Here is an 18,716-nt window from a genome sequence, read left to right as displayed (position 1 = left end):
CGAGAGGCCGTTCGTCTCGGGAGAGGGCTCCCACCGCGCTACGGCCTCGGGCAGGAACTGGACCATGCGCTGGGGCGAACGAGCTTGGTTTGTCCTCCTCTGGCTGGCCCTTCTCGTCAGCGCCCTGGCATCGCCGGCCTCCGCCCGGCAGGAGGCCTACATCCTCCTGGACCATGCCAGCGGCGAGGTCCTCGACGCGCGTAACGCCGACGAGCCGGCCTATCCTGCTTCGCTCACCAAGATGATGACCCTCTATCTCACCTTCCGCGCGCTCGAGTCGGGACAGATCACGCTCGATTCCCGCTTTCGGGTGTCACCCCGCGCCGCAGCGATGGCGCCGACCAAGCTCGGCCTCAAGCCCAACTCCACCATCCGGGTCGAGGACGCGATCCTCGGGCTCGTCACCAAGTCGGCGAACGATGCGGCGGCGACGCTGGCCGAAGGGCTCGGCGGCAGCGAGGACCAGTTTGCGCTCCTCATGACCCGCACGGCGCGCGAGCTCGGCATGACGCGCACCGTGTTCCGCAACGCGAGCGGACTGCCCAATCCGGAGCAGCGCACGACGGCGCGCGACCTGGCGCGGCTCGCGACCCGGCTGATCAACGATTTCCCGCAATATTACGGCTACTTCTCACGCAGGAGCTTCAGCTACGGCGGTCGGGTGCACGGCAACCACAACCGCCTCCTGTTCTCCTATGCCGGCATGGACGGGCTCAAGACCGGCTATACCCAGGCTTCCGGCTTCAATCTGGCCGCTTCGGCGGTGCGCGGTGGCCGGCGCCTCGTCGCCGTGGTCCTGGGCGGCCCAACGGCGCGGGCGCGCGACGTCGAGATGGCGCAGCTCCTGGACGCGGGATTCGAGAAGCTCGACCGGGAGCGTCGCTCGGGTCCGGTCGAGGTCGCCCGTGCCCAGCCCTCGCCCGAGCGGCCGATGCTGGCCGCTGCGGCCTACGGCTCGGACGAGGCCGCCGGCGATGCCGGCGATGTCGTCGCGGCGAGCCTGACGCCGCCGGCGAAGCGGTCGGCCGCGACCCGCAAGCAGGAGGAGATCGCTGCGGAGCTCGAGCCGGCGCGACCCGGCAAGAAAGCCGCCAAGATCGGCGCGGCGCGAAACGTAGCCCGCAAGCGCGCGGCCTCGCCTTACGGCATCCAGGTCGGCGCCTACCAGAAGGCGCCGCAGGCTCGCGAGGCGGCCCAGCGCGCCATGCAGCGCGCGCCCGAGCTCCTGCGCAGCACCTTCGTCAGTGTCAGCAGCCAGAAGATGCGCCGCAAGACGGTGTTCCGGGCGACGCTCGTGGGCCTGACCGAGGAGGATGCCCGAGCGGCCTGCCGGCGGCTGAAGAAGTCCAAGCAGGATTGCCTCGTCGTCCGCACCGGCCCGGTCGCCGTCGCGGAACGCTGAGAAGGAGCGCCGCCGGCGGCCTCGCGGCTGCCCCTTCTCCGCTCCGGGCCCTTCTCTCCATGCAAGCGGCAGGACGGCCATGCATCGATCGGAGAGCATCGACGGCCACGCGGCGGCCGTTATGATCGGCGGCGGCCAAGCGTCGCATGGCTTCGCGGGGCAGGTATCGCCACGGTCGGGCCCGCCCGCGTTCGACCGGCTGCCGCAGGCGAGCGGAACGAACACGCGGGGCGCCGGCGAGCGCTGAAGGAATCCCCGGCACCGGCGGTGCGCGGGGCGAACGCCTCGGTGAGAACAGGAGCAATCGATCATGCAAAAGGCGCTGCAGATCTACTTCCACGGCATGGAAGCATCCGAAGCCCTGGAAGCGCGGATTCGCGAGAAAGTCGCGGAGCTGGAGCGCCGCTGCCCCGACGCGACGAGCTGTCGGGTCACGGTCGAGAAGGAGAGCCGCAACCACGTCAAGGGCAACCTGTTCCGTATCAGCCTCGTGCTGCACCGGCCCGGCCGCGACATCGTCGTCAACCGCAACGGCCCCAAGGACCACGGCCACGAGGACGTCTATGTGGCGCTGCGCGACACGTTCGACGCCGCGCTGCGCCAGATCGAGGAGCTGGACCGCTGACGACGGCGGCAGGCCGGCCCGTCCGATCCTTCAGGAGCTGAAGGCGAGCCGCACGCCGTAGGGCGTCGGCCGCAGCTCCCATTCGATGCCGCGCCGCGCGGTGGTGGTCGGAAAGGCGGCGCGGTCGTCGTCGAGATCCCGGCCGGCCCGCCAGGGTCGCGACCAGATCTGCGCCTCGCCGACGGCGATCCCGCTCAGGGTCGACACGATCGCGTCGTTCCGGTCGCCGAACGCCCAGATGGGCCCACCAGGATGTCCTCGCCACGGGCGAGCCCGGCCGTCGTCGGCAGCAGAGCGGCAACGGCCGCCATGATCCCTGATATCCGCATCTCGGCGGTCCCGCGATCCCGTCCCGTGGCCCGCCGGGCGGCGCCGGCCGGCGCGGCGCTCCCCGGTCCTCGCCGGTTGTAGCATCGAGGGGGACGGTGCCGGAAGAAAGCGGCCGGCTCAGTACTCGTCGTGCAGCTTCTTCGCACGCTCGGTGAGATAGTCCATGAGCGCCAGGAGCACGCCCGAGACCACGAAAGCCATGTGGGTGACGACCAGCCACATCATGTCGGTCTTGTCGGCCTGCTCGATGTTCATGAACTTCTTGAGCAGATCGATACCCGAGATCGCGACGATCGAGCCGATCAGCTTGAGCTTGATGCCGCTGAAATCGAGGGTGCCCATCCAGGTCGGCCGCTCGCCGAGCCCGGTATCGAGCCGCGAGACGAAGTTCTCGTAGCCTGAGAACACCATCATGAGGACGAGGCTCGCCACGAGGGTGACGTCGAGCAGGGAGAGCGCCATCAGGATGACGTCGGTCTCGCTGAGCTCCGCGACCTTCGGCAACATGCCCCAGAGCTCGCGCGCGAAGTTCACGAGAAGGACGACGAGGACGCCGATGAGCCCGAGATGGAACGGCACCATCAGCCAGCGGCTCACGAAGATCAGCCGCTCGAGCGCTCTCTCGATCATTCCGTCGTTCCCCTCGACCGCAGCACCGGGCCGGCCTTCTCTAGCCCAGAAACAGGAGCCTACCCAGCCCCGGCGCGAGCCGCCTTCCCCTCGTTCCCGAGGAGACGGCGCCCCGTCTTCCCGGCTATGCTGCCCCTCACGGGACGATCCCGCCGCGGAAGGGGAAAGGTGCATGCAGGACTGGATCGCGAGCCTCGACCGGATCGTGGCGGCACTCGAGGAGACGCCCGAAGGCAAGCGGTTTCATTACCCGATCCGGCACGGCAGCATGCGGGTCGGGGTCTATGCGCCCCGCCCGCCGCACGATCCGCAAGCCCCGCACGAGCAGGACGAGCTCTACATCGTGATCAGCGGCAGCGGCACCTTCGTCAAGGGCGACGAGCGGCGGCCGTTCCGGCCGGGCGACGCGATCTTCGTCGAGGCCGGCGTGCCGCACCGCTTCGAGGACTACGACGCAGGCTTCGCCACCTGGGTCGTGTTCTGGGGGCCGCGCGGCGGTGAGCGGGATGCGACGGCGAGCGAGGGCGCATGACGGCGGCTTACAAGCGAACCCGCGGCACGACGGCGCGCACCCGGCCCGAGCCGACCGGACGGGCGGCACCGGCCGGCTCGGGCGTCACCCTCCCCTCGCCCACCTGGCTCCTCGAGCGGATCCTCTACCGCGACGGGCTGATCCTGATCGTCGACAAGCCCGCCGGCGTGCCGGTCCACGCCGGCCCCGGCGGCGGGATCAACCTCGAGCACTATTTCGAGGCGCTCCGCTTCGGCCTGCCCGACCCGCCGGCCCTGGCGCACCGACTCGATCGCGACACGAGCGGCTGCCTCGTGCTCGGCCGGCACCGGAAGGCGCTGGCGCGGCTCGGGCGCCTGTTCGCAGGCGGAAGTGTGGAGAAGGTCTACTGGGCGATCGTCGCGGGTGCTCCGCCCCGGCCGGAGGGCCGGATCGAGCTCGCTTTGAAGAAACGCTCGGAGGTCAGGGGCTGGTGGATGCAGGTCGACGCGCAGGGCCAGCCCGCCGTCACCGACTACCGTGTGCTCGGGCAGGCGGAAGGCATCGCCTGGCTCGAATGCCGGCCGCGCACGGGCCGCACCCACCAGATCCGGGTGCACTGCGCGGCGCTCGACTGCCCGATCCTGGGCGACCCGATCTACGGCGACAAGGCCGCGGCCGCGAACGGGATCAGGCTCCATCTCCACGCCCGCGCGATCAGCCTGCCGCTCTATCCGAAGCGGCCGCCGATCACGGTCTCGGCCCTGCCGCCGCCTCACATGCTGGCTGCGCTGCAGCGCTGCGGCTACCGGCCCGAGGACGATCCCGCCGTCGGAACCGGATCCGCCGTCGCCGGGGCGCCGGCCGCGATGTCGCCGTAGCCGAGCCGCCGAAACGCGCTAAACTCCCCGGGTATCGAGCGAGCACGGGCCAGAAGCCACCGTGCCGGGTCACCGCGGAGGAACGTGGATGTTCAGCCTGATCTTGAGCCTGATCATCGCCGGCATCGCCGGCTGGATCGCCGGCAACATCATGAAGAGCGGCGGCTTCGGCGTGCTCGGCAACGTGCTCTTGGGGATCGTCGGCGGCTTCGTCGGCCAGGCCATGCTCTGGCTGATCGGTCTCGGCGCACGCAACATCGTCGGCAGCCTGATCGCCGCCGTGCTCGGCGCCATCGTCGTGCTCTACGTGCTCGACTACCTCAAGAAGCGCTGAAACAGCAGCGTGGCCGCCGAGCACGGCCGCGTCCGTCTCGGGCCGCTCAGGCGGCCTTGCCGTCGTTGTTGGTCGTGGTGGCGCTGGTGACGCGGGCGGGCTCGTCCTCCTCCTTGAGGCCGGCCTTGAAGTTCTTGATGCCCTTGGCGACGTCGCCCATCACGTTGGGCAGCTTGCCGGCACCGAACACGATGACGACGATCAAGAGAACGATGATCCAGTGCCAGGCGCTGGTGAAACCCATGGGTGCTCTCCGCGAAGCAGACTGACGGGGAGGCTAGTGCAGAACCCTCGGCGTGTGAAGCCGCTCCCGATCCTCCCACATCTGGCGCCCCACCCCGTCCGACGCAACCGCCCGAAAGGTGCCCGGAGCACAGCTGCGACCATTGTCGTCACCGCTAGGCCGCGGCGGCCAGGGATTTCCTGGCTCCGCCGCCGACATTGCCGCCGGAGATCAGCACGGTCACATCCGCGAGCACCGCCGCGAGCGCCAGCCCTCCCGGAGCGGCGAGATAACGCGGCTCCCAGACCGGCCGGAACTTGTCCTTGTACCGCCGGAGCCCCTCGAAATTGTAGAACTGCTCGCCGTACTGGAAGACCAGCGCCCCGGCGCGGACCCAGAATGGCGACAGGGCCCGCCGCTGCAGGCCCGAGAGCGGCGCCATGCCGAGATCGAAGCGCCCGTAACCTTCCTTTTTACCCCAGAGCATGAGCTCGACGAAGAGGTAGTCCATCACATCCCTGAGAGCGCCCTCGCGGTAGCGCATGAGATCGATCGACAGCTCGCGTCGGTCGGCGGTCGTCCAGATGTTGGCGAAGGCGACGATCTCCCCGCGTTTACGCACGAGCGCCGTCGGGAACTGGCGCAGGTAGTCGGGGTCGAACCGCCCGAGCGAGAAGCTCTTCTCCCGCGCGTTCTTCTGCTCGAGCCAGGCGTCGGAGATCGCCCGGAGCTGCGGGAGGATCTCGTCGAACCGCTCGGGCGGGACGATCTCGAAGCCGGCTCCGTCGCGCTGCGCCCGGCGCCAGGACTGCCGCAGGTTGGCACGGGCCGAGCCTTCGAGGCCGAAGCCCGCGAGTGGGACGAATGCCTGCTCGCCGAGCTTGTAGAAGGTGAGGCCGAGCTCGACGAGCTCCGGCATCAGCTCCGGGCCGATCTCGTAGAACACGGTGCGCCCGCCGAACGCATCGCACAGCTCGCGAAACCGCCACAGGAGCTCCAGCCGTTCGGCGCGCAGGCCCACGGGCTCGCCCATCACGATCCAGCTCCGGCCCTGCACGCCGTACATGAGGAAGGTGCGGTCGCTCTCGCTGAACAGGAAGCGCTTGTCGCCGAGGAGCGCCAGGTTGGCACCGGCGGAGGACGCCTCCGCCGAAGCCAGCACGCGCCGGACGGCATCGAGCCCGGCCTCGCTCGCGGCTTCGCTCGCCCGGCGCGGTGCCGCGAACCGCACGAGCTGCAGCCCGCCCAGCACCACCATGCCGATGACCACGCCGGCGGTGGCTCTGAGGAAGCGCGGCGCGTCGTCCTCGAGTACGAACTGCCACCAGAGCTGGTTGGCGTATTCGACGTGCCGGTAGGAGAAGAAGCCGAGCCAGGTCGTGCCCAGCACGACCGCGAGGACCGCGAGCAGCCAGGAGGGCGAGAAGCGCTGCGCCAGAAGATGGCTCTTGCGGTAGAAGGCGCTGTGGGATGGTGCCAGAGCGGCGAGCACGAGAGCCAGATAGAGCGCCTCCTCCCAGTCGAAGCCCTTGACCAGCGAGAACACGATCCCCGCTGGCAGGACGAAGCAGGCGGCCCAATAGGCCCCGTCCAGCCGGCGGCGCAGGCCCAGCGCCAGGAAGAGCAGGGCGAGGCCGGCGAGGCTGCCGAGAAAGTGCGAGAGCTCGATCAGGGCCACAGGGGCCAGCGGTGCGAGCCAGGCCAGCCGGTCGGCCATGCTCGGCGTGGCGCCGGAGACGAGGAGCACCACGCCGCCGATGAAGACCAGAGTGGCGAGCAGGTTCGGCAGGACGAGCTGGGTCGCCTTGTGCATGAGCGCCATGCGCGCCGCCATCACGCCGCGGCTGCCCGCGGTCTGGTGCCAGGCGAACAGGAGCGCCGCCACGAGCAGCGGCAGGACGTAGTAGATCAGGCGATAGGCCAGGAGCGCTGCGGCGACGCTCGGCAGATGCGCCTCCTGGGGCAGGGCGACGAGCAGGACGGCCTCGAACACGCCCAGGCCCGCCGGAACGTGGCTCACGATGCCCACGACGTTGGCGGCGGTGAACAGGCAGGCGAACGCGAAGAAACCGACGCCGAGCGGGGGCAGCAGGATCCAGAGCACGGCAGCGGCCAGCATCCAGTCGACGATGGCGAGCCCCACCTGCAGGAGGGCGAGCGACGGCCGCGGCACGCGGATCCGCCAGGCGCGCAGCCTGAAGGGTTCCCGAAACACCCGGCCGGCTGTGCCATAGGCCGCGAGCAGAAGCGCCAGCGCCAGGCCCGCCCCGAAAGCCAGGGACGGCGTCGTGCCGAACAGGCGGCCCACGTCGGCCGGTGCGGCGAGGCCGCCCAGAGCCAGCATGCCGGCGATGCCGACCCAGAGCGAGACGCTGTTGAAGGCCACGATCGAGGCGATCTCGACCGCGGACAGACCCCAGGCCGTGTAGAGCCGGTAGCGCACGGCACCGCCCGTGAGCAGCGGCAGACCGATCGTGTGGCTGAAGGCATAGCCGACGAAGCCGGCGAGGGCGGCGCGCTGCACCGGGACGGGCTTCTCCAGGTAGCGGAGCGCCAGCGCATCGTAGAGTGCGAGGAAACCGTAGCCGAGCCCGGTCGCCAGAACGGCGGCGAGGAGCTGGCCCGCGCCGAAGCCGTCGATCGCGGCCAGTACGTCGGCGAGCGGCCAGCTCGCGAGCTCGCGGTGAATCGCCCAGACGGCGGCGAGGAACAGGAGCAGGCTGAGACCGGGCAGGAAGAACGGCCGGAGCCGGGAAGGCATGTCCCGCGAGAATGAGGCGATCGCCATGCGAGGATCCGTGATGATCGACTCCCGACCGAGCCACCAGCCAGGTTCAGATAGGCGCTCCCCCGGTCTCTGTCGATGCGTGACGGGACCATCGGGCGAATCGGCGCATGCTGCGCCACGACGCCACTCGCCCGCGCCCCCTCGGCTGCAGGCGGGGAGCGCGTGGGCACTCTGCCGACCCGGCGCTGATGGATATATCGCTTGGCAGGAGCGCACCCGGCCTGGCGGCATCTGTCTGCCGACCACATGCCGCCGCTACGGAGAATCCGTGGCATCGGCCTGCACCGCGATGCCGGCGGGATTGATCCAAGACAGCGATTTCCAGGGTGAAGCGCGGCCGGGCTCCGGTCGCTTCGGCCACCTCGAGCAGGGTACGGGTGCTCGACGGGGAGCCGCCCCGGTTCGCCTGACAGCACTGTGAGTCACCGGCCCGGAAGATTGCGTTGTCCGTGCCATCCTTTAGAGAGAGGCCTCGCCTGCCCGGAGATGCCACATGGTCCGCCTCGTCGGCGCTGCTGTCGTCCTTCTGCTCGCTCTCGTCGCCGGAGCGTCCCTCGCCCCGGCCCGTGCCAGGACGGTGGACGGGCTCAATCTCGGCCATCTGGAGCTGATCGAGCCCGAGGGCGAGCCGCGCGGCCTCGTGTTCCTCCTGTCCGACGCGGACGGCCTCACGCCGGGGCTCGAGGCGGCGGCCACGAAGCTCGCCGGGGAGCTGGGCGTCATCGTCGCTCCCGTCGACCTGCCCGGCTCCCTGCGGCGCCTCGAGGCGGAGGCCGAGAGCGACGGCAGCGAGTGCCTCTACCTCGTCGGCGACATCGAGGAGGCGAGCCAGCGGATTCAGGCGCAGGGCAAGCGGGAGCGCTACCTCACCCCCATCGTCGCCGGCACGGGCGCCGGTGCCGCCGTCGCCTACGTGGCGCTGGCCCAGTCGCCCGATGCGACGATCGACGGCGCTGCGAGCGACGGCTTCTCCACCCGCATCGTCACGCAGAAGCCCTTCTGCGGCGAAGCCCCGCCGCATCCCGCCGCCGAAGGCGGCTTCGCCTACGGGCCGAGCGAGCGCCCGCTGCCGGGCTGGTGGCGCGTCGCCGTGCCGCCGGAGGATGCGACCGCCGCGCGCTCCTTCGCCGCCGCGGTCGCGAGCAACCAGGAGAAGACCGTGCTCGAGGCGTCCGCCGGCAGCGATCTCGCCGCCCGGCTCGTGCTCCTCCTGCGCCCGCCGGTCGAGGCGGCGCAGGCCGAATCGCAGACCGTCGCCGACCTGCCGCTGGTGGAGCTGCCGGTCGCGGGTAAGGGCAGGTACATGGCCGTGATCTATTCCGGCGATGGCGGCTGGCGCGACATCGACAAGGACATCGCCGGCCGGCTGCAGGCCTCGGGCATCCCGGTCGTCGGCGTGGACTCCTTGCGCTATTTCTGGTCGGCGAAGACGCCCGAGCAGGTCGGATCCGATCTGGCGCTGATCCTCGATCATTACCGCGAGGCCTGGGGGCGTCCCGACGTCGTCCTGGCCGGCTATTCCTTCGGCGCCGACATCCTGCCGTTCGCCTACAACCGCCTGCCACCCGACCAGAAGCAGCACGTCCGCCGGCTGTCGCTTTTGGGCGTCTCGAGCAGCGCCGACTTCGAGATCCACGTCACGGGCTGGCTCGGCGTCAACGAGCACGAGGGCTCGCTGCCGACGCTCCCGGAGCTTCGGGCCATCCCGCACGGGCTGATCCAGTGCTTCTACGGCGAGGAGGAGGAGGACCCGGTCTGCGCCCGGCCGGAGCTCGCCGACACGCAACTCGTCAAGACCGGCGGCGGGCACCACTTCGACGGCAACTACGAGAAGCTCGCGGATGAGATCCTGGCCGGCCTGCCGCAGCGCCCGTGACCCCGGCGACGCCCGCATCGAGCTCGGCCCCTGCCCGATCTGCGGTCGGCCGATGATCGAGGGCGGAAGCGTCAACCGGCACCATTTCGTCCCGCGCTCGGAAGGCGGGCGGGAAGCCGTGCCGGTTCACCGCATCTGCCACCGCAAGCTCCACTCCTTGTGGACCGAGCGCGAGCTCGCGACACTGTTCAGCACGCCCGAGGCGATCCGCGCCCACCCCGAGATGCAGCGCTTCATCGCTTGGCTGCGCCGCAAGCCGCCCGAGTTCTGGATCCGGACCGAGGAGGCCAGGAACAAGGGCCGGCGGCGGCCCTGATCAGAGCGTCACGCTGATGCCGCCGTCCACGGCGAGCACGTGGCCGGTGACGTAGGAGGCGGCGTCCGAGGCCAGGAAGACGACCGCCCCGCCCAGCTCGTGCGGCTCGGCCCAGCGGCCGAGCGGCGTTCTCTGCCGGACCCAGGCCGAGAACGCCTCGTCCTGGAGGAGCGCCGTGTTGAGCTCGGTGGCGAAGTAGCCCGGTGCGAGCGCGTTGACCGTGATCCCGTGGCGGCCGAGCTCGGCCGCGAGCGAGCGGGTGAGGCCGTGCAGCCCGGCCTTCGCGGCCGTGTAGGCGTGAATCGTGGGCCGGCCCAGGATGGCGCTCACCGAGCCCGTGTTGATGATCCGGCCCCATTTCTGCGCCAGCATGAGCGGCACCACCTCGCGGGCGAGCCTGAAGCAGGAGGTGAGGTTGGTCGCGATCACGCGCTCGAAGTCGGCGTCGGTCCATTCCGTGACCGGTACGCGGTGCTGCATGCCGGCATTGTTCACGAGGATGTCGAGCCGCCCGTGCACCTCGCGGATCCGCTCGATCGCATCGGCGCTGGCCGCCGGGTCGGTGACGTCGAAGGCGAGCGGCTCGGCCTGGTAGCCCAAGGACCGCAGCCGGGTCGCAGCCTCACCGACGGTCGCAGGATCGCGGCCGTTCAGGATCACGCGGCTCCCGTGCGCCGCCAGCGCCTCGGCCATGGCGAAGCCGAGGCCACGCGAGGCGCCGGTGACGAGCGCTATGCGCCCTTCGAGCCAGAACAGGCTGGACATGCTTCTCCCCTTCCCCACGCTCTCGACGCGCCGCCCCGGCTCGGGCAAGAACGGGCCCGGTGGAACAGCAGCGGGTGAGCGGCAAGGTGCAGCGGGAACGCGGGCGGATCAAGGCGGCGGGACGGGAACTCGCCTACGAGCGGCTGCGGCCGGAAGAGGCCACGGGCGGGTTGCCCATCGTCTTCCTCCACGAGGGCCTGGGCTCGATCAGCCTGTGGCGCGACTTCCCGCAAGCGCTCTGCCGGCGCGCGGGCCGCGAGGGCATCGTCTACGATCGCTGGGGCCATGGCGGTTCCGAGCCGCTCGACCGGCCGCGGAGCTTCCGCTACCTGCACGACGAGGCCCGGATCTTCCTGCCCGCGGTCCTGGACGCGCTGGGCGTGGAGCGCGCCGTCGCGTTCGGCCACAGCGACGGCGGCACGATCGCTCTCCTGTTCGCGGCGCATTGCCAGAAGCGCGCCGCCGCCATCGTCACCGAGGCGGCCCACGTCTTCGTCGAGGACGTGACGCTCGAAGGCATTCGCGCCGCCGTCCGGGCCTACGAGACCACCGATTTCCGGCGCCGCCTCGCCCGCCATCATGGCGAGAAGACCGATGCCGTGTTCCGCGCCTGGCACGAGACCTGGCTCTCGCCCGCGTTCCGGGACTGGAACATCGAGGCGGAGCTGCCGCTTATCACCTGCCCTGCCCTCATCCTCCAGGGCGAGGACGACGAGTACGGCACGCCGGCTCAGGTGGACGCCATCGTGCGCGGCGTGAGGGGCCCGGTCGAGAGCACCCTGCTGCCGGGCTGCACCCACGTCCCGCACCAGCAGGCGCGCGACGTCGTGCTCGAACTCGCGGCCGGCTTCATCGCGCGTCGTATCGGTCAGACCATGTCGGGCATCGACCGCGCGGCCGACAGCCTCTAGTTTGCCCAGCCTCGACACACGGGAGGAGAGACACGGATGACGATTCAGCGGATTCAGCCCGGCAAGCGGATGAGCCAGGCCGTGGTTCACGGCAACATGGTCTTTCTCGCGGGCCAGGTCGCCGTCGACAAGCCGGGCGCTTCGGTGGCCGAGCAGACGCGCAACATCTTGGAGCGCATCGACGCTCTCCTGAAGGAGGCCGGCACCGACAAGACCAGACTGCTCTCGGCCAATATCTGGCTCGCCGACATCGCTCGCTTCGACGAGATGAACGGCGTGTGGGATGCCTGGGTGGCCGAGGGCTGCGCGCCGGCGCGCGCCACGGTCGAGGCCAAGCTCGCCTCGCCGCAGTACACGGTCGAGATCGCCGTGATCGCCGCGAAGTAAGCCACCGTTCAGAGCCGGGCGGCGAGGCGGTCCACCCGCGCGAGGAACGCCGCCCGGCTTTCCGGCGTCGAGCTGTCCATGCGGTAGTGGCCGAGCCAGAAGGTCCGGCACCGCGCGTGGCACAAGGGCTTGATGCCGCGCATCACGATCCGCCTGCCCGGATCGCCGATGACGAAACGAACCCACCACCACGGCGAGCCGTAGGTCGAGATTCCGCCCAGGAGCCGAATGTTCTGCATCCTGCCGCGGACCGGCTGCCGTCCTTCCGGCAGGTCGAAGGTGACGAACGGAACCCAGACTCGGTCGATCCAGCCCTTGAGCATGGCGGGCAGGCTGTACCACCAGGTCGGGTAGACGAAGATCAGCCCCTCGGCCCAACGCACATGATCGAGCTGCTCCCGCACCCGGACGGCGTTGAGCTCCGGCATGTGATAGTGGCGGCGCTCCTCGGCGCTCATCACCGGATCGAAGCCGATGGCGTAGAGATCGAGGCCGCGCACCTCGTGCCCGGCGCGCGCGAGCCCGTCGAGCAGCCGCCGGTAGACGGCCGCCCCGAAGCTCTCCTCTACCGGATGCGAGAACACAACCAGGATGCGCATCGCGGAATTCCATGCTCAGGCAGGAGCACCCAGCGTCAGGAGCGCGATCTCGGGCGGACGCCAGAAGCGGATCGGCAGCGCCGAGGTGCCGATGCCGCCGCTGACGTAGAGATGGCGGCCGTCGATCTCGTGCAGGCCGTAGGCCAGCCGGCGCGGCAGGCGCGTGCACACCCGCAGCGGCCCCAGGCCCGGCACGCAGACCTGACCGCCGTGGGTGTGGCCCGCCACCGTGAGCGCGATCTCGGGCGGCAAGACCGGGAACACGTCCGGGAGATGGCTCAGCATGACGGCGGGAGCGCTCCGGTCGAGGTTCCGCAAGGTGCGGGCGAGATCGGCCCGGCCGGTCCAGATGTCGTCGAGGCCGGCGACCCAGAGCCGCCCCTGCGCCGTCTCGACGCGTGTGGCCGCGTTGCGGAGCACGGCGATGCCGGCGCGCTCGAGCGCGCTTGCGATCCGCTCGCCGCCGTAATGCCAGTCGTGGTTGCCCAGAACCGCGAGCGTGGGCACGGCCCGTGCGAGACGGGCCAGGGCCTCGGCCACGGGCTCGATCGGGATGCGGCGCACGAGCAGCGTGTGGGTCGTGACGAAATCGCCGGGCAAGAGCACGAGATCGGGCCGGGCGGCCAGGAGACGGGCCACGATCCGTCCGATCCGCCCCAGCGTGACGTGTGGCCAGGCGGCGTGCAGGTCCGAGAGCACGCCGATCCTGAGCGGCGGATCACCCGCCGGCCAGGCGGCCACCCTGACGCGGGGCTGGCGCAGGCACAGGCGGCGGGGCTCCACCGCGGCCGCGTAGAGACCGGCGGCGCCGGCCGCTCCGAGCGCCAGCGCGGCGAGGCTCATGCGAGAGGCTCGAAGACAATCGTGGCGTTGCCCGAGACCATCGGCTCGCCAGCGGCCGGGGGCTGGCCCCTCGTGCCGCAGAGGCCGCACCGGGCGATGCCGCTCGCACCGAGGAGGTTGGACGCGCTCGCGTTCATGACGCTTCTCCGTTCGATCACGGGAATTCTAGCGGCAGATCCCGCAACATGGAGACCGGTGCGTCCTTATCGCGCTCGCCGCAAGGCCGCAGGGGCCCGCTGCGAGCGGCGGGCCCTGCCGATCCTCTCGCGTCAGACCTGGAGCTGGGCGAAGTTCTGGAAGCCGATCTGCTCGATCAGGTCGAGCTCGATCCGGTAGTGGTCCTGGTGCTGCTCCTCGTCGGCCAGAAGCGCGATCAGGAGATCGCGGGTGACGTAGTCGAAGGCGGCTTCGGCCGTGCGGATCGCCTGGCGGTAATGGGCGATGGCCTCGAGCTCGAGCTTGAGGTCGTTCTCGATCACCTCGCGCAGATTCTTGCCGATATAGGTCTGGCCCACCGACTCCAGGTCGGGCTCGCCGCCGAGGAGGAGAATGCGCTCGGCCAGACGGTCGGCGTGGCCCTTCTCCTCCTGTGCCTCCTCGAGCTCGGCCTGGCTGCGCTTCGTGAAGCCCCAGTCCGCGAGCAGATGCCCGTGCTTCAGATACTGATGGATGGCGGTGAGCTCGTTCTTGAGCGCCTGGTTCAAAGCGGCCAAAACCTCGGGCGTGCCTTTGACGCCGTGTTCCATGAGATCGACCTCCGTCTCCGTTCTGCGCCGTCAGCCGGCGAAGCGTGGCTGCGGCAACCCGGTCACACCCGGCACCCTCAGCGCGAAGATGCCGCCGGCCCGGGGCTGCCGGCCCTCGCTGCCGGGTGTCAGGCTACCGCCGATGCTGGTGACATAGAGCACGTCGAGATCCTTGCCACCGAACGCGATCTTGGTGGGCTTCTCCACGGGCATGTCAATGATGCGATCGACCTTGCCCGCGGGCGTGAACCGGACGAGCTGCCAGCCGCCGACACCGGCCATCCAATAACACCCGAGCGCATCGACCGTACCGCCGTCGGGCCGGCCGGCGAGCCCGTGCGTGTCGACGAAGACGCGCCGGTTCGTGATGGCGCCGCTGTCGGGATCGTAGTCGCAGGCCCAGATCGTGCGGATGTGGGCCTCGGAATCGGAGAAGTAGAAGATCCGCCCGTCCGGGCTGAAGGCGGTGCCGTTGGTGACGGTGAGGCCATCGAACAGCTTCTCGCAGCGCAGATCCGGCCACAAGCGCCAGAACGCGGCCACGGGCTCGCGCTTGCCCATCGGCATGGTGCCGGCGATGAAGCGGCCGCGCGGGTCGGTGGTGCCGTCGTTGAAGCGGTTGCCGGGCCTGTCGGCCTCGGGATCGGCGACGGGCTCGAGGGTGCCCGTGGCGAGGTCGAGGAAGTGGAACCCGTCCTCGAGCGCCACCACCGCTCCGCCCCGCTCGCGCAGCGCCACGCAGCCGATCCGCTTCGGCATGGCCCAGCTCCGGTCCTCACCCGTGGCGGGATCGAACCGGTGCAGCGCCTTGCCCTCGATGTCGACCCACCACAGCACCTGCTCGCGCGCGCACCAGACTGCCCCCTCGCCCAGCGCCGCCTTCGCGTCGAGCACGCAATCGACCCGCATCGTCCTGCCTCCCGGACCTCACTCCCGACCGGCGGCGGAGCCTAGCACCATGGCCGTCCGGCGTGCAGCCCGAAGCAGAAGCCACGGCACCGTGGCTTTCGCTTCCTTCTGCCGCGACCCGATCTGCACGCCATGGCCCTTCGGCGAGCGGCTCGCGCGAGAGGCCGGCCGCAACCTCGTCGACTATCCGCGCATGCCCGGCTACGAGCCGGGATCACAGCAGGAGACAGGACGATGACCGACAGCTTCATGCTCGACCCGCGCCTCGAGGCGACGAGCGTGCCCGTGGCCGACTGGCCGCTCTCGCAGCTTAGGCTCAAGGACGATGCGCGCTTCCACTGGCTCCTGCTCGTGCCGCGCCGGCCCGGCGTCGCCGAGCTCACCGACCTCGACGAGGACGCTTACGCCCAGCTCGCCGCCGAGGTGCTGGCGGCGACCAGGGTCGTCCAGGCGGTGGCGCGGCCCGACAAGGTGAACGTCGCCATGCTCGGCAACGTCGTGCGGCAGATGCACGTGCACGTGGTCGGACGCTTCCAGAGCGACGCGGCCTGGCCGGACCCGATCTGGTGCAAGGGTGCGGGACCCACCTACCCGCCGCACGCGCTGGCCGTGCTCCGGGAGCGCTATGCCGAGGCGGCGCGGCTCCACTTCGCCGCCCTCTGACGAGGGCGGGGCGGCGCCTCGGAGCGGATTCGGCGGTCGAAGAAGGGTCGAAGCGCACGAGCCACGAGATCTCGACGGCCGCAGGTTGGCTCGCATGACGATCCCATGCTAACCTGCGCGGCCTCGGGGCTGCGGGCCACGATCAACCGCGATCAGGAGATCGTCGATGAGCCAGCACGACGCCTATCTCGACCGCATGACCACCCGCCTCGGCGAGCTGGAGCGGGAGCTCAAGATCCTGTCCGAGAAGGTCGCCCACGCCGGCGAGGAACGGCACGAGCGGGAGATACGCGAGCTCGAGGCGAGCCTCGCGGTGGCCAAGGAGCGCCTGCAGATGCTGCGCCGCTGCGGCGCCGACTGCAACGAGGAGATGACCCAGAGTTTTGCCCAGTCCTTCGAGCGGCTGAACGGCTCGTTCGGCCGGACGCGCGCGGCACTCGCGGGTGGCTCGCACCCCGCGTGAGCGGCGCGTCGTGCCCGGACGGGCTTCAGCCTCTCTTAACCGTTCGGGCACAGAATGGGGCTGGTCAGCGGGAGCATGCTCGTGCGCACCTGCCAGCCCCTCCTCTCGTTCGTCGCCGGTCTCGCCGTGCTCGCGATGACCGGCTCGATCCTGCCGCCGCCGGCTTTGGCGCAGGCTCCCGTCTGCTCGCTCGAGACGATGGACAGCGTAGCCTGCATCGCCGGACGGCTCTGCACCTGCATCTTCGCCCGCGGTAGCCCGGCCACCGGCCTGCCCGACGGATTCCGTTGGGACTGCGGCATCCTGCGTCCTGCCTGCGGCGAGCCTTTGCCCGCCACGATCGACGCCTATCGCGGCCCGCTGCCGGAATCGCTCGCGATCGAACGCTCGAACACCAGTATCACCACGATCCAGAGCAGCCGCAACCGCGCCGTCGTCGACGAGCGCGAGGGAAAGCCGAAGCCATGAGCCGAGCGCCGCCACGGCTGGCGCCGTGCGCCGCCGTCCTCGCCTTTCTCGTCTCGGCGACCGGCACGCCGTCGCCGGGCGTGGCCCAGCAGGACGACCTCCTCGATCCCGGCGCGGCGCAATTGCAGCGCGAGCTGCGCAGCCTGCAGAACCGGGGTCCCTCTCCGGGCAGCGGGATGCAGCTCGACCGGGCGCGCCGCGAGCTGCTCCGTCAGGGTGGCGGCGTCTACTTCACACCGGAGCAGGCGCGCATCAATCGGGAGCTCGGGCGGCTCCGGCGCGATCTCGAACAACGGGCGCCGCCGCCGGCGCAGAAGCCGCCCGCTCTCCCGGACGAAGGGCTGCCGCGCAGCTACGGCCGGAACCAGGACGACGCGCTGCCGAGCACGACGCGGCAGGGGCTGTTCACGGCGGGCCGGCTCGTGGATCGGGCCGAGGCCGCGTTCCGCGCCGGCCGGGTGCAGCAGGCCCGCTCCGATCTCGCGGCGGCCAGGGGCTTTCTCGGCGATGGCGCCGGGGGCGATGCGGCGCTGGCTCGCCTGCGGGCCCGGATCGACGGGCTCGAAACGCGGCTCGCCGCCGATGGGACGGCCGAGGGCCGGTGATGACAGGCTTGCGGCCGCAGCGGCTCGCCCGTGGCGCATGTCTGGGCTAAGAGCGGCCGACGAGCGCGACCTGCAGCCGAGACGACATCATGCGACCCGAGATCCGCCTGCGGCCGGCGGAGCCGGCCGATCTGCCCGCGATCCATGCGATCTACGCGCCCGAGGTGCTCGAGGGCACGGCCACCTTCGAGCTCGAGCCGCCCGACGTGGAGGAGCTCGGGCGGCGACTCGCCAAGGTGCGGGCGCTGGGTCTTCCCTGGCTCGTGGCCGAGCTGGAGGGCAAGGTCGCGGGCTATGCCTATGCCGCCCCCCATCGCGACCGCCCGGCCTATCGCTTCACCATGGAGGACTCGGTCTACATCGCGCGGCCGGCGCGCGGGCGCGGCATCGGCCGGGCGCTGCTGGCCGCCGTGGTCGAGGAGTCGCGCCGCGCCGGCATCCGGCAGATGGTGGCGGTGATCGGCGATTCCGCCAACGCCGGCTCGATCGCGCTGCATGCGGCCTGCGGCTTCGTTCATGCCGGGACCTTGCGCGCCGTCGGCTACAAGTTCGGGCGCTGGATCGACACCATCCTCATGCAGCGCGCTCTTTGATGTCGCTTGCGCCCGAATCGACCCGAGTCGTATCCGGCGATCAGGAAGCGCGCAGCCGCAGAAGCCGAGGTCTGCCCAGGCTGCCGAGACATCGGCTCGCTTCCATGCTCCGGGCGGCGCAAAGGTCACGCATTCGGTCGCGCCATCACCGCGGCACGGCGTCACGACACGGCAAGGTTGGGAGGCATGCACGTTTCATGTTACGCTTCGTGGGCTGCCCGTCGCGGGTGACGCACACCCGCGGCGAGCGGCCTCTCGCAGCAGCGCCGTCGTTGTGGCGTGTCAGGGGCCGACGCCGGGCCGGCCCGAGCCCGAAGGAGCATCATCATGATCCGACGAAGGGACGTGCTCCTGGCCCTCGGCACCCTGGCGCTGCCGACGGTCCTCCTCGCGCCGTCCATCGTTGCCGCCAAGCCGCCCGACGGTCAGCAGGCGATCCTGGCCCGGCTGGTCGGCACGACCTGGCGGGCCGTGAGCATTCTCGGCCAGCCCGTGCGCCCCGTCACCGGCACGGACTTTCTCGGCCGTCCGGTCACGGTCACCGTCGCCTCGACCCTGACCTTCGTGAGCACGGTTGCGATCGCTGGCGGCGCCGGCTGCAACCGCTATGGAGGCCCGGTGCGCGTCGACGGAGGGCGGCTCCGGATCGGGCCGATCGTGACCACCCTGATCGCCTGCGCACCGGCGAGGGTCATGACCCAGGAGAAGCGGTTCCTCGCCGCGCTCCTGCAGGGCGAGCGCCTAGCCTTGCGCGGCTTCTTCCTGCTGCTCTACTCGACGGGCCAGCCTGCACCCACGCGGTTCGTCCGGGTCGGACGGGTGGAGCCGGGCTGAGACCCCGGCGAAGGGCCGCGGAGCGGATGACGCAA

At 70.6% G+C, this 18,716-nt stretch carries 24 protein-coding genes; 15 read left to right on the top strand and 9 right to left on the bottom strand.

Going from position 1 to position 18,716, the window contains the following annotated elements; genetic code table 11:
* The first annotated feature begins 64 nt into the window (after positions 1-64).
* Entirely contained in the window at positions 65-1,402 is a 1,338-nt protein-coding gene (locus U1T56_RS03710) for a serine hydrolase (RefSeq protein WP_418158091.1), read from the top strand.
* Between the two features lie 310 nt (positions 1,403-1,712).
* Complete coding sequence (locus U1T56_RS03705; RefSeq protein ID WP_418158090.1) at positions 1,713-2,027, top strand: HPF/RaiA family ribosome-associated protein; 315 nt, start codon at positions 1,713-1,715, stop codon at positions 2,025-2,027.
* A 30-nt stretch (positions 2,028-2,057) separates the two neighbouring features.
* Here the strand turns inward: U1T56_RS03705 and U1T56_RS03700 are convergent, their stop codons facing one another.
* Complete coding sequence (locus U1T56_RS03700) at positions 2,058-2,234, bottom strand: hypothetical protein (RefSeq protein ID WP_418158089.1); 177 nt, start codon at positions 2,232-2,234, stop codon at positions 2,058-2,060.
* Between the two features lie 240 nt (positions 2,235-2,474).
* On the bottom strand, positions 2,475-2,987 hold the full coding sequence (locus U1T56_RS03695; RefSeq protein ID WP_418158088.1) for a TIGR00645 family protein: 513 nt from the start codon (positions 2,985-2,987) through the stop codon (positions 2,475-2,477).
* 172 nt (positions 2,988-3,159) lie between these two features.
* On the opposite strand from U1T56_RS03695, the gene U1T56_RS03690 reads away from it, so the two are divergent.
* The 3 genes from U1T56_RS03690 (at position 3,160) to U1T56_RS03680 (ending at position 4,692) form a co-directional block, all read left to right on the top strand.
* The gene (locus tag U1T56_RS03690; RefSeq protein ID WP_418158087.1) at positions 3,160-3,519 is read left to right on the top strand and encodes a cupin domain-containing protein; all 360 of its coding nucleotides are present in this window, start codon (positions 3,160-3,162) and stop codon (positions 3,517-3,519) included.
* Complete coding sequence (locus U1T56_RS03685; protein ID WP_418158086.1) at positions 3,516-4,358, top strand: RluA family pseudouridine synthase; 843 nt, start codon at positions 3,516-3,518, stop codon at positions 4,356-4,358. The genes U1T56_RS03690 and U1T56_RS03685 overlap by 4 nt, the downstream gene beginning before the upstream one ends.
* An 88-nt stretch (positions 4,359-4,446) precedes the next feature.
* Positions 4,447-4,692 (top strand): GlsB/YeaQ/YmgE family stress response membrane protein, encoded by a 246-nt coding sequence (locus U1T56_RS03680; protein WP_418158085.1) that lies wholly within the window; start codon positions 4,447-4,449, stop codon positions 4,690-4,692.
* 46 nt (positions 4,693-4,738) lie between these two features.
* On the opposite strand, the gene U1T56_RS03675 is transcribed toward U1T56_RS03680, so the two are convergent.
* Positions 4,739-4,936, bottom strand: coding sequence for a twin-arginine translocase TatA/TatE family subunit (locus U1T56_RS03675; protein ID WP_418158084.1), 198 nt, complete (start codon positions 4,934-4,936; stop codon positions 4,739-4,741).
* A gap of 154 nt (positions 4,937-5,090) precedes the next feature.
* A complete protein-coding gene (mprF, locus tag U1T56_RS03670) occupies positions 5,091-7,703 on the bottom strand; it encodes a bifunctional lysylphosphatidylglycerol flippase/synthetase MprF (protein WP_418158083.1) in 2,613 nt (870 codons plus the stop codon).
* Between the two features lie 493 nt (positions 7,704-8,196).
* Between mprF and U1T56_RS03665 the strand changes: the two genes are divergently transcribed.
* Complete coding sequence (locus tag U1T56_RS03665) at positions 8,197-9,579, top strand: virulence factor family protein (RefSeq protein WP_418158082.1); 1,383 nt, start codon at positions 8,197-8,199, stop codon at positions 9,577-9,579.
* The gene (locus U1T56_RS03660; protein WP_418158081.1) at positions 9,545-9,895 is read left to right on the top strand and encodes an HNH endonuclease family protein; all 351 of its coding nucleotides are present in this window, start codon (positions 9,545-9,547) and stop codon (positions 9,893-9,895) included. Before U1T56_RS03665 ends, U1T56_RS03660 begins: the two co-directional genes overlap by 35 nt.
* Here U1T56_RS03660 and U1T56_RS03655 read toward each other — a convergent pair whose 3' ends face one another.
* On the bottom strand, positions 9,896-10,660 hold the full coding sequence (locus tag U1T56_RS03655; RefSeq protein WP_418158080.1) for an SDR family oxidoreductase: 765 nt from the start codon (positions 10,658-10,660) through the stop codon (positions 9,896-9,898). It lies immediately after the preceding gene.
* 74 nt (positions 10,661-10,734) lie between these two features.
* On the opposite strand from U1T56_RS03655, the gene U1T56_RS03650 reads away from it, so the two are divergent.
* Positions 10,735-11,571, top strand: a complete 837-nt coding sequence (locus U1T56_RS03650; protein ID WP_418158079.1) for an alpha/beta fold hydrolase — start codon at positions 10,735-10,737, stop codon at positions 11,569-11,571.
* 36 nt (positions 11,572-11,607) lie between these two features.
* Entirely contained in the window at positions 11,608-11,958 is a 351-nt protein-coding gene (locus U1T56_RS03645) for a RidA family protein (RefSeq protein WP_418158078.1), read from the top strand.
* 8 nt (positions 11,959-11,966) lie between these two features.
* Here U1T56_RS03645 and U1T56_RS03640 read toward each other — a convergent pair whose 3' ends face one another.
* From U1T56_RS03640 to U1T56_RS03625, 4 genes are all read right to left on the bottom strand, one after another.
* Positions 11,967-12,557 carry an NAD(P)H-dependent oxidoreductase gene (locus U1T56_RS03640; RefSeq protein WP_418158077.1) on the bottom strand — a complete coding sequence of 197 codons (591 nt, stop codon included), beginning with the start codon at positions 12,555-12,557 and terminating at the stop codon, positions 11,967-11,969.
* Positions 12,558-12,572: 15 nt separating this feature from the next.
* On the bottom strand, positions 12,573-13,400 hold the full coding sequence (locus U1T56_RS03635; protein WP_418158076.1) for a metallophosphoesterase: 828 nt from the start codon (positions 13,398-13,400) through the stop codon (positions 12,573-12,575).
* Positions 13,401-13,669: 269 nt separating this feature from the next.
* On the bottom strand, positions 13,670-14,146 hold the full coding sequence (gene bfr, locus U1T56_RS03630) for a bacterioferritin (protein WP_418158075.1): 477 nt from the start codon (positions 14,144-14,146) through the stop codon (positions 13,670-13,672).
* 30 nt (positions 14,147-14,176) lie between these two features.
* Positions 14,177-15,055: an SMP-30/gluconolactonase/LRE family protein gene (locus tag U1T56_RS03625; protein WP_418158074.1), complete on the bottom strand. Its 879-nt coding sequence runs from the start codon at positions 15,053-15,055 to the stop codon at positions 14,177-14,179.
* A 234-nt stretch (positions 15,056-15,289) separates the two neighbouring features.
* Between U1T56_RS03625 and U1T56_RS03620 the strand changes: the two genes are divergently transcribed.
* The 6 genes from U1T56_RS03620 to U1T56_RS03595 all read left to right on the top strand — a co-directional run bounded on the left by U1T56_RS03620 (position 15,290) and on the right by U1T56_RS03595 (position 18,681).
* A complete protein-coding gene (locus U1T56_RS03620) occupies positions 15,290-15,718 on the top strand; it encodes an HIT family protein (RefSeq protein WP_418158073.1) in 429 nt (142 codons plus the stop codon).
* A gap of 166 nt (positions 15,719-15,884) precedes the next feature.
* Positions 15,885-16,181, top strand: coding sequence for a hypothetical protein (locus U1T56_RS03615; protein WP_418158072.1), 297 nt, complete (start codon positions 15,885-15,887; stop codon positions 16,179-16,181).
* 81 nt (positions 16,182-16,262) lie between these two features.
* A complete protein-coding gene (locus tag U1T56_RS03610) occupies positions 16,263-16,649 on the top strand; it encodes a hypothetical protein (RefSeq protein WP_418158071.1) in 387 nt (128 codons plus the stop codon).
* Positions 16,646-17,254, top strand: a complete 609-nt coding sequence (locus tag U1T56_RS03605) for a hypothetical protein (protein ID WP_418158070.1) — start codon at positions 16,646-16,648, stop codon at positions 17,252-17,254. The genes U1T56_RS03610 and U1T56_RS03605 overlap by 4 nt, the downstream gene beginning before the upstream one ends.
* A gap of 89 nt (positions 17,255-17,343) precedes the next feature.
* Positions 17,344-17,847: a GNAT family N-acetyltransferase gene (locus U1T56_RS03600; protein WP_418158069.1), complete on the top strand. Its 504-nt coding sequence runs from the start codon at positions 17,344-17,346 to the stop codon at positions 17,845-17,847.
* Positions 17,848-18,174: 327 nt separating this feature from the next.
* Positions 18,175-18,681 (top strand): META domain-containing protein, encoded by a 507-nt coding sequence (locus tag U1T56_RS03595; RefSeq protein ID WP_418158068.1) that lies wholly within the window; start codon positions 18,175-18,177, stop codon positions 18,679-18,681.
* The last annotated feature ends 35 nt before the right edge of the window (positions 18,682-18,716 follow it).

The organism is Benzoatithermus flavus, from assembly GCF_037908215.1.
Classification (GTDB): Bacteria; Pseudomonadota; Alphaproteobacteria; order Geminicoccales; family Geminicoccaceae; genus Benzoatithermus; species Benzoatithermus flavus.
The sequence above is the reverse complement of the archived record's forward strand: the minus strand, read 5'-3'. Positions and strand labels throughout refer to the sequence as shown.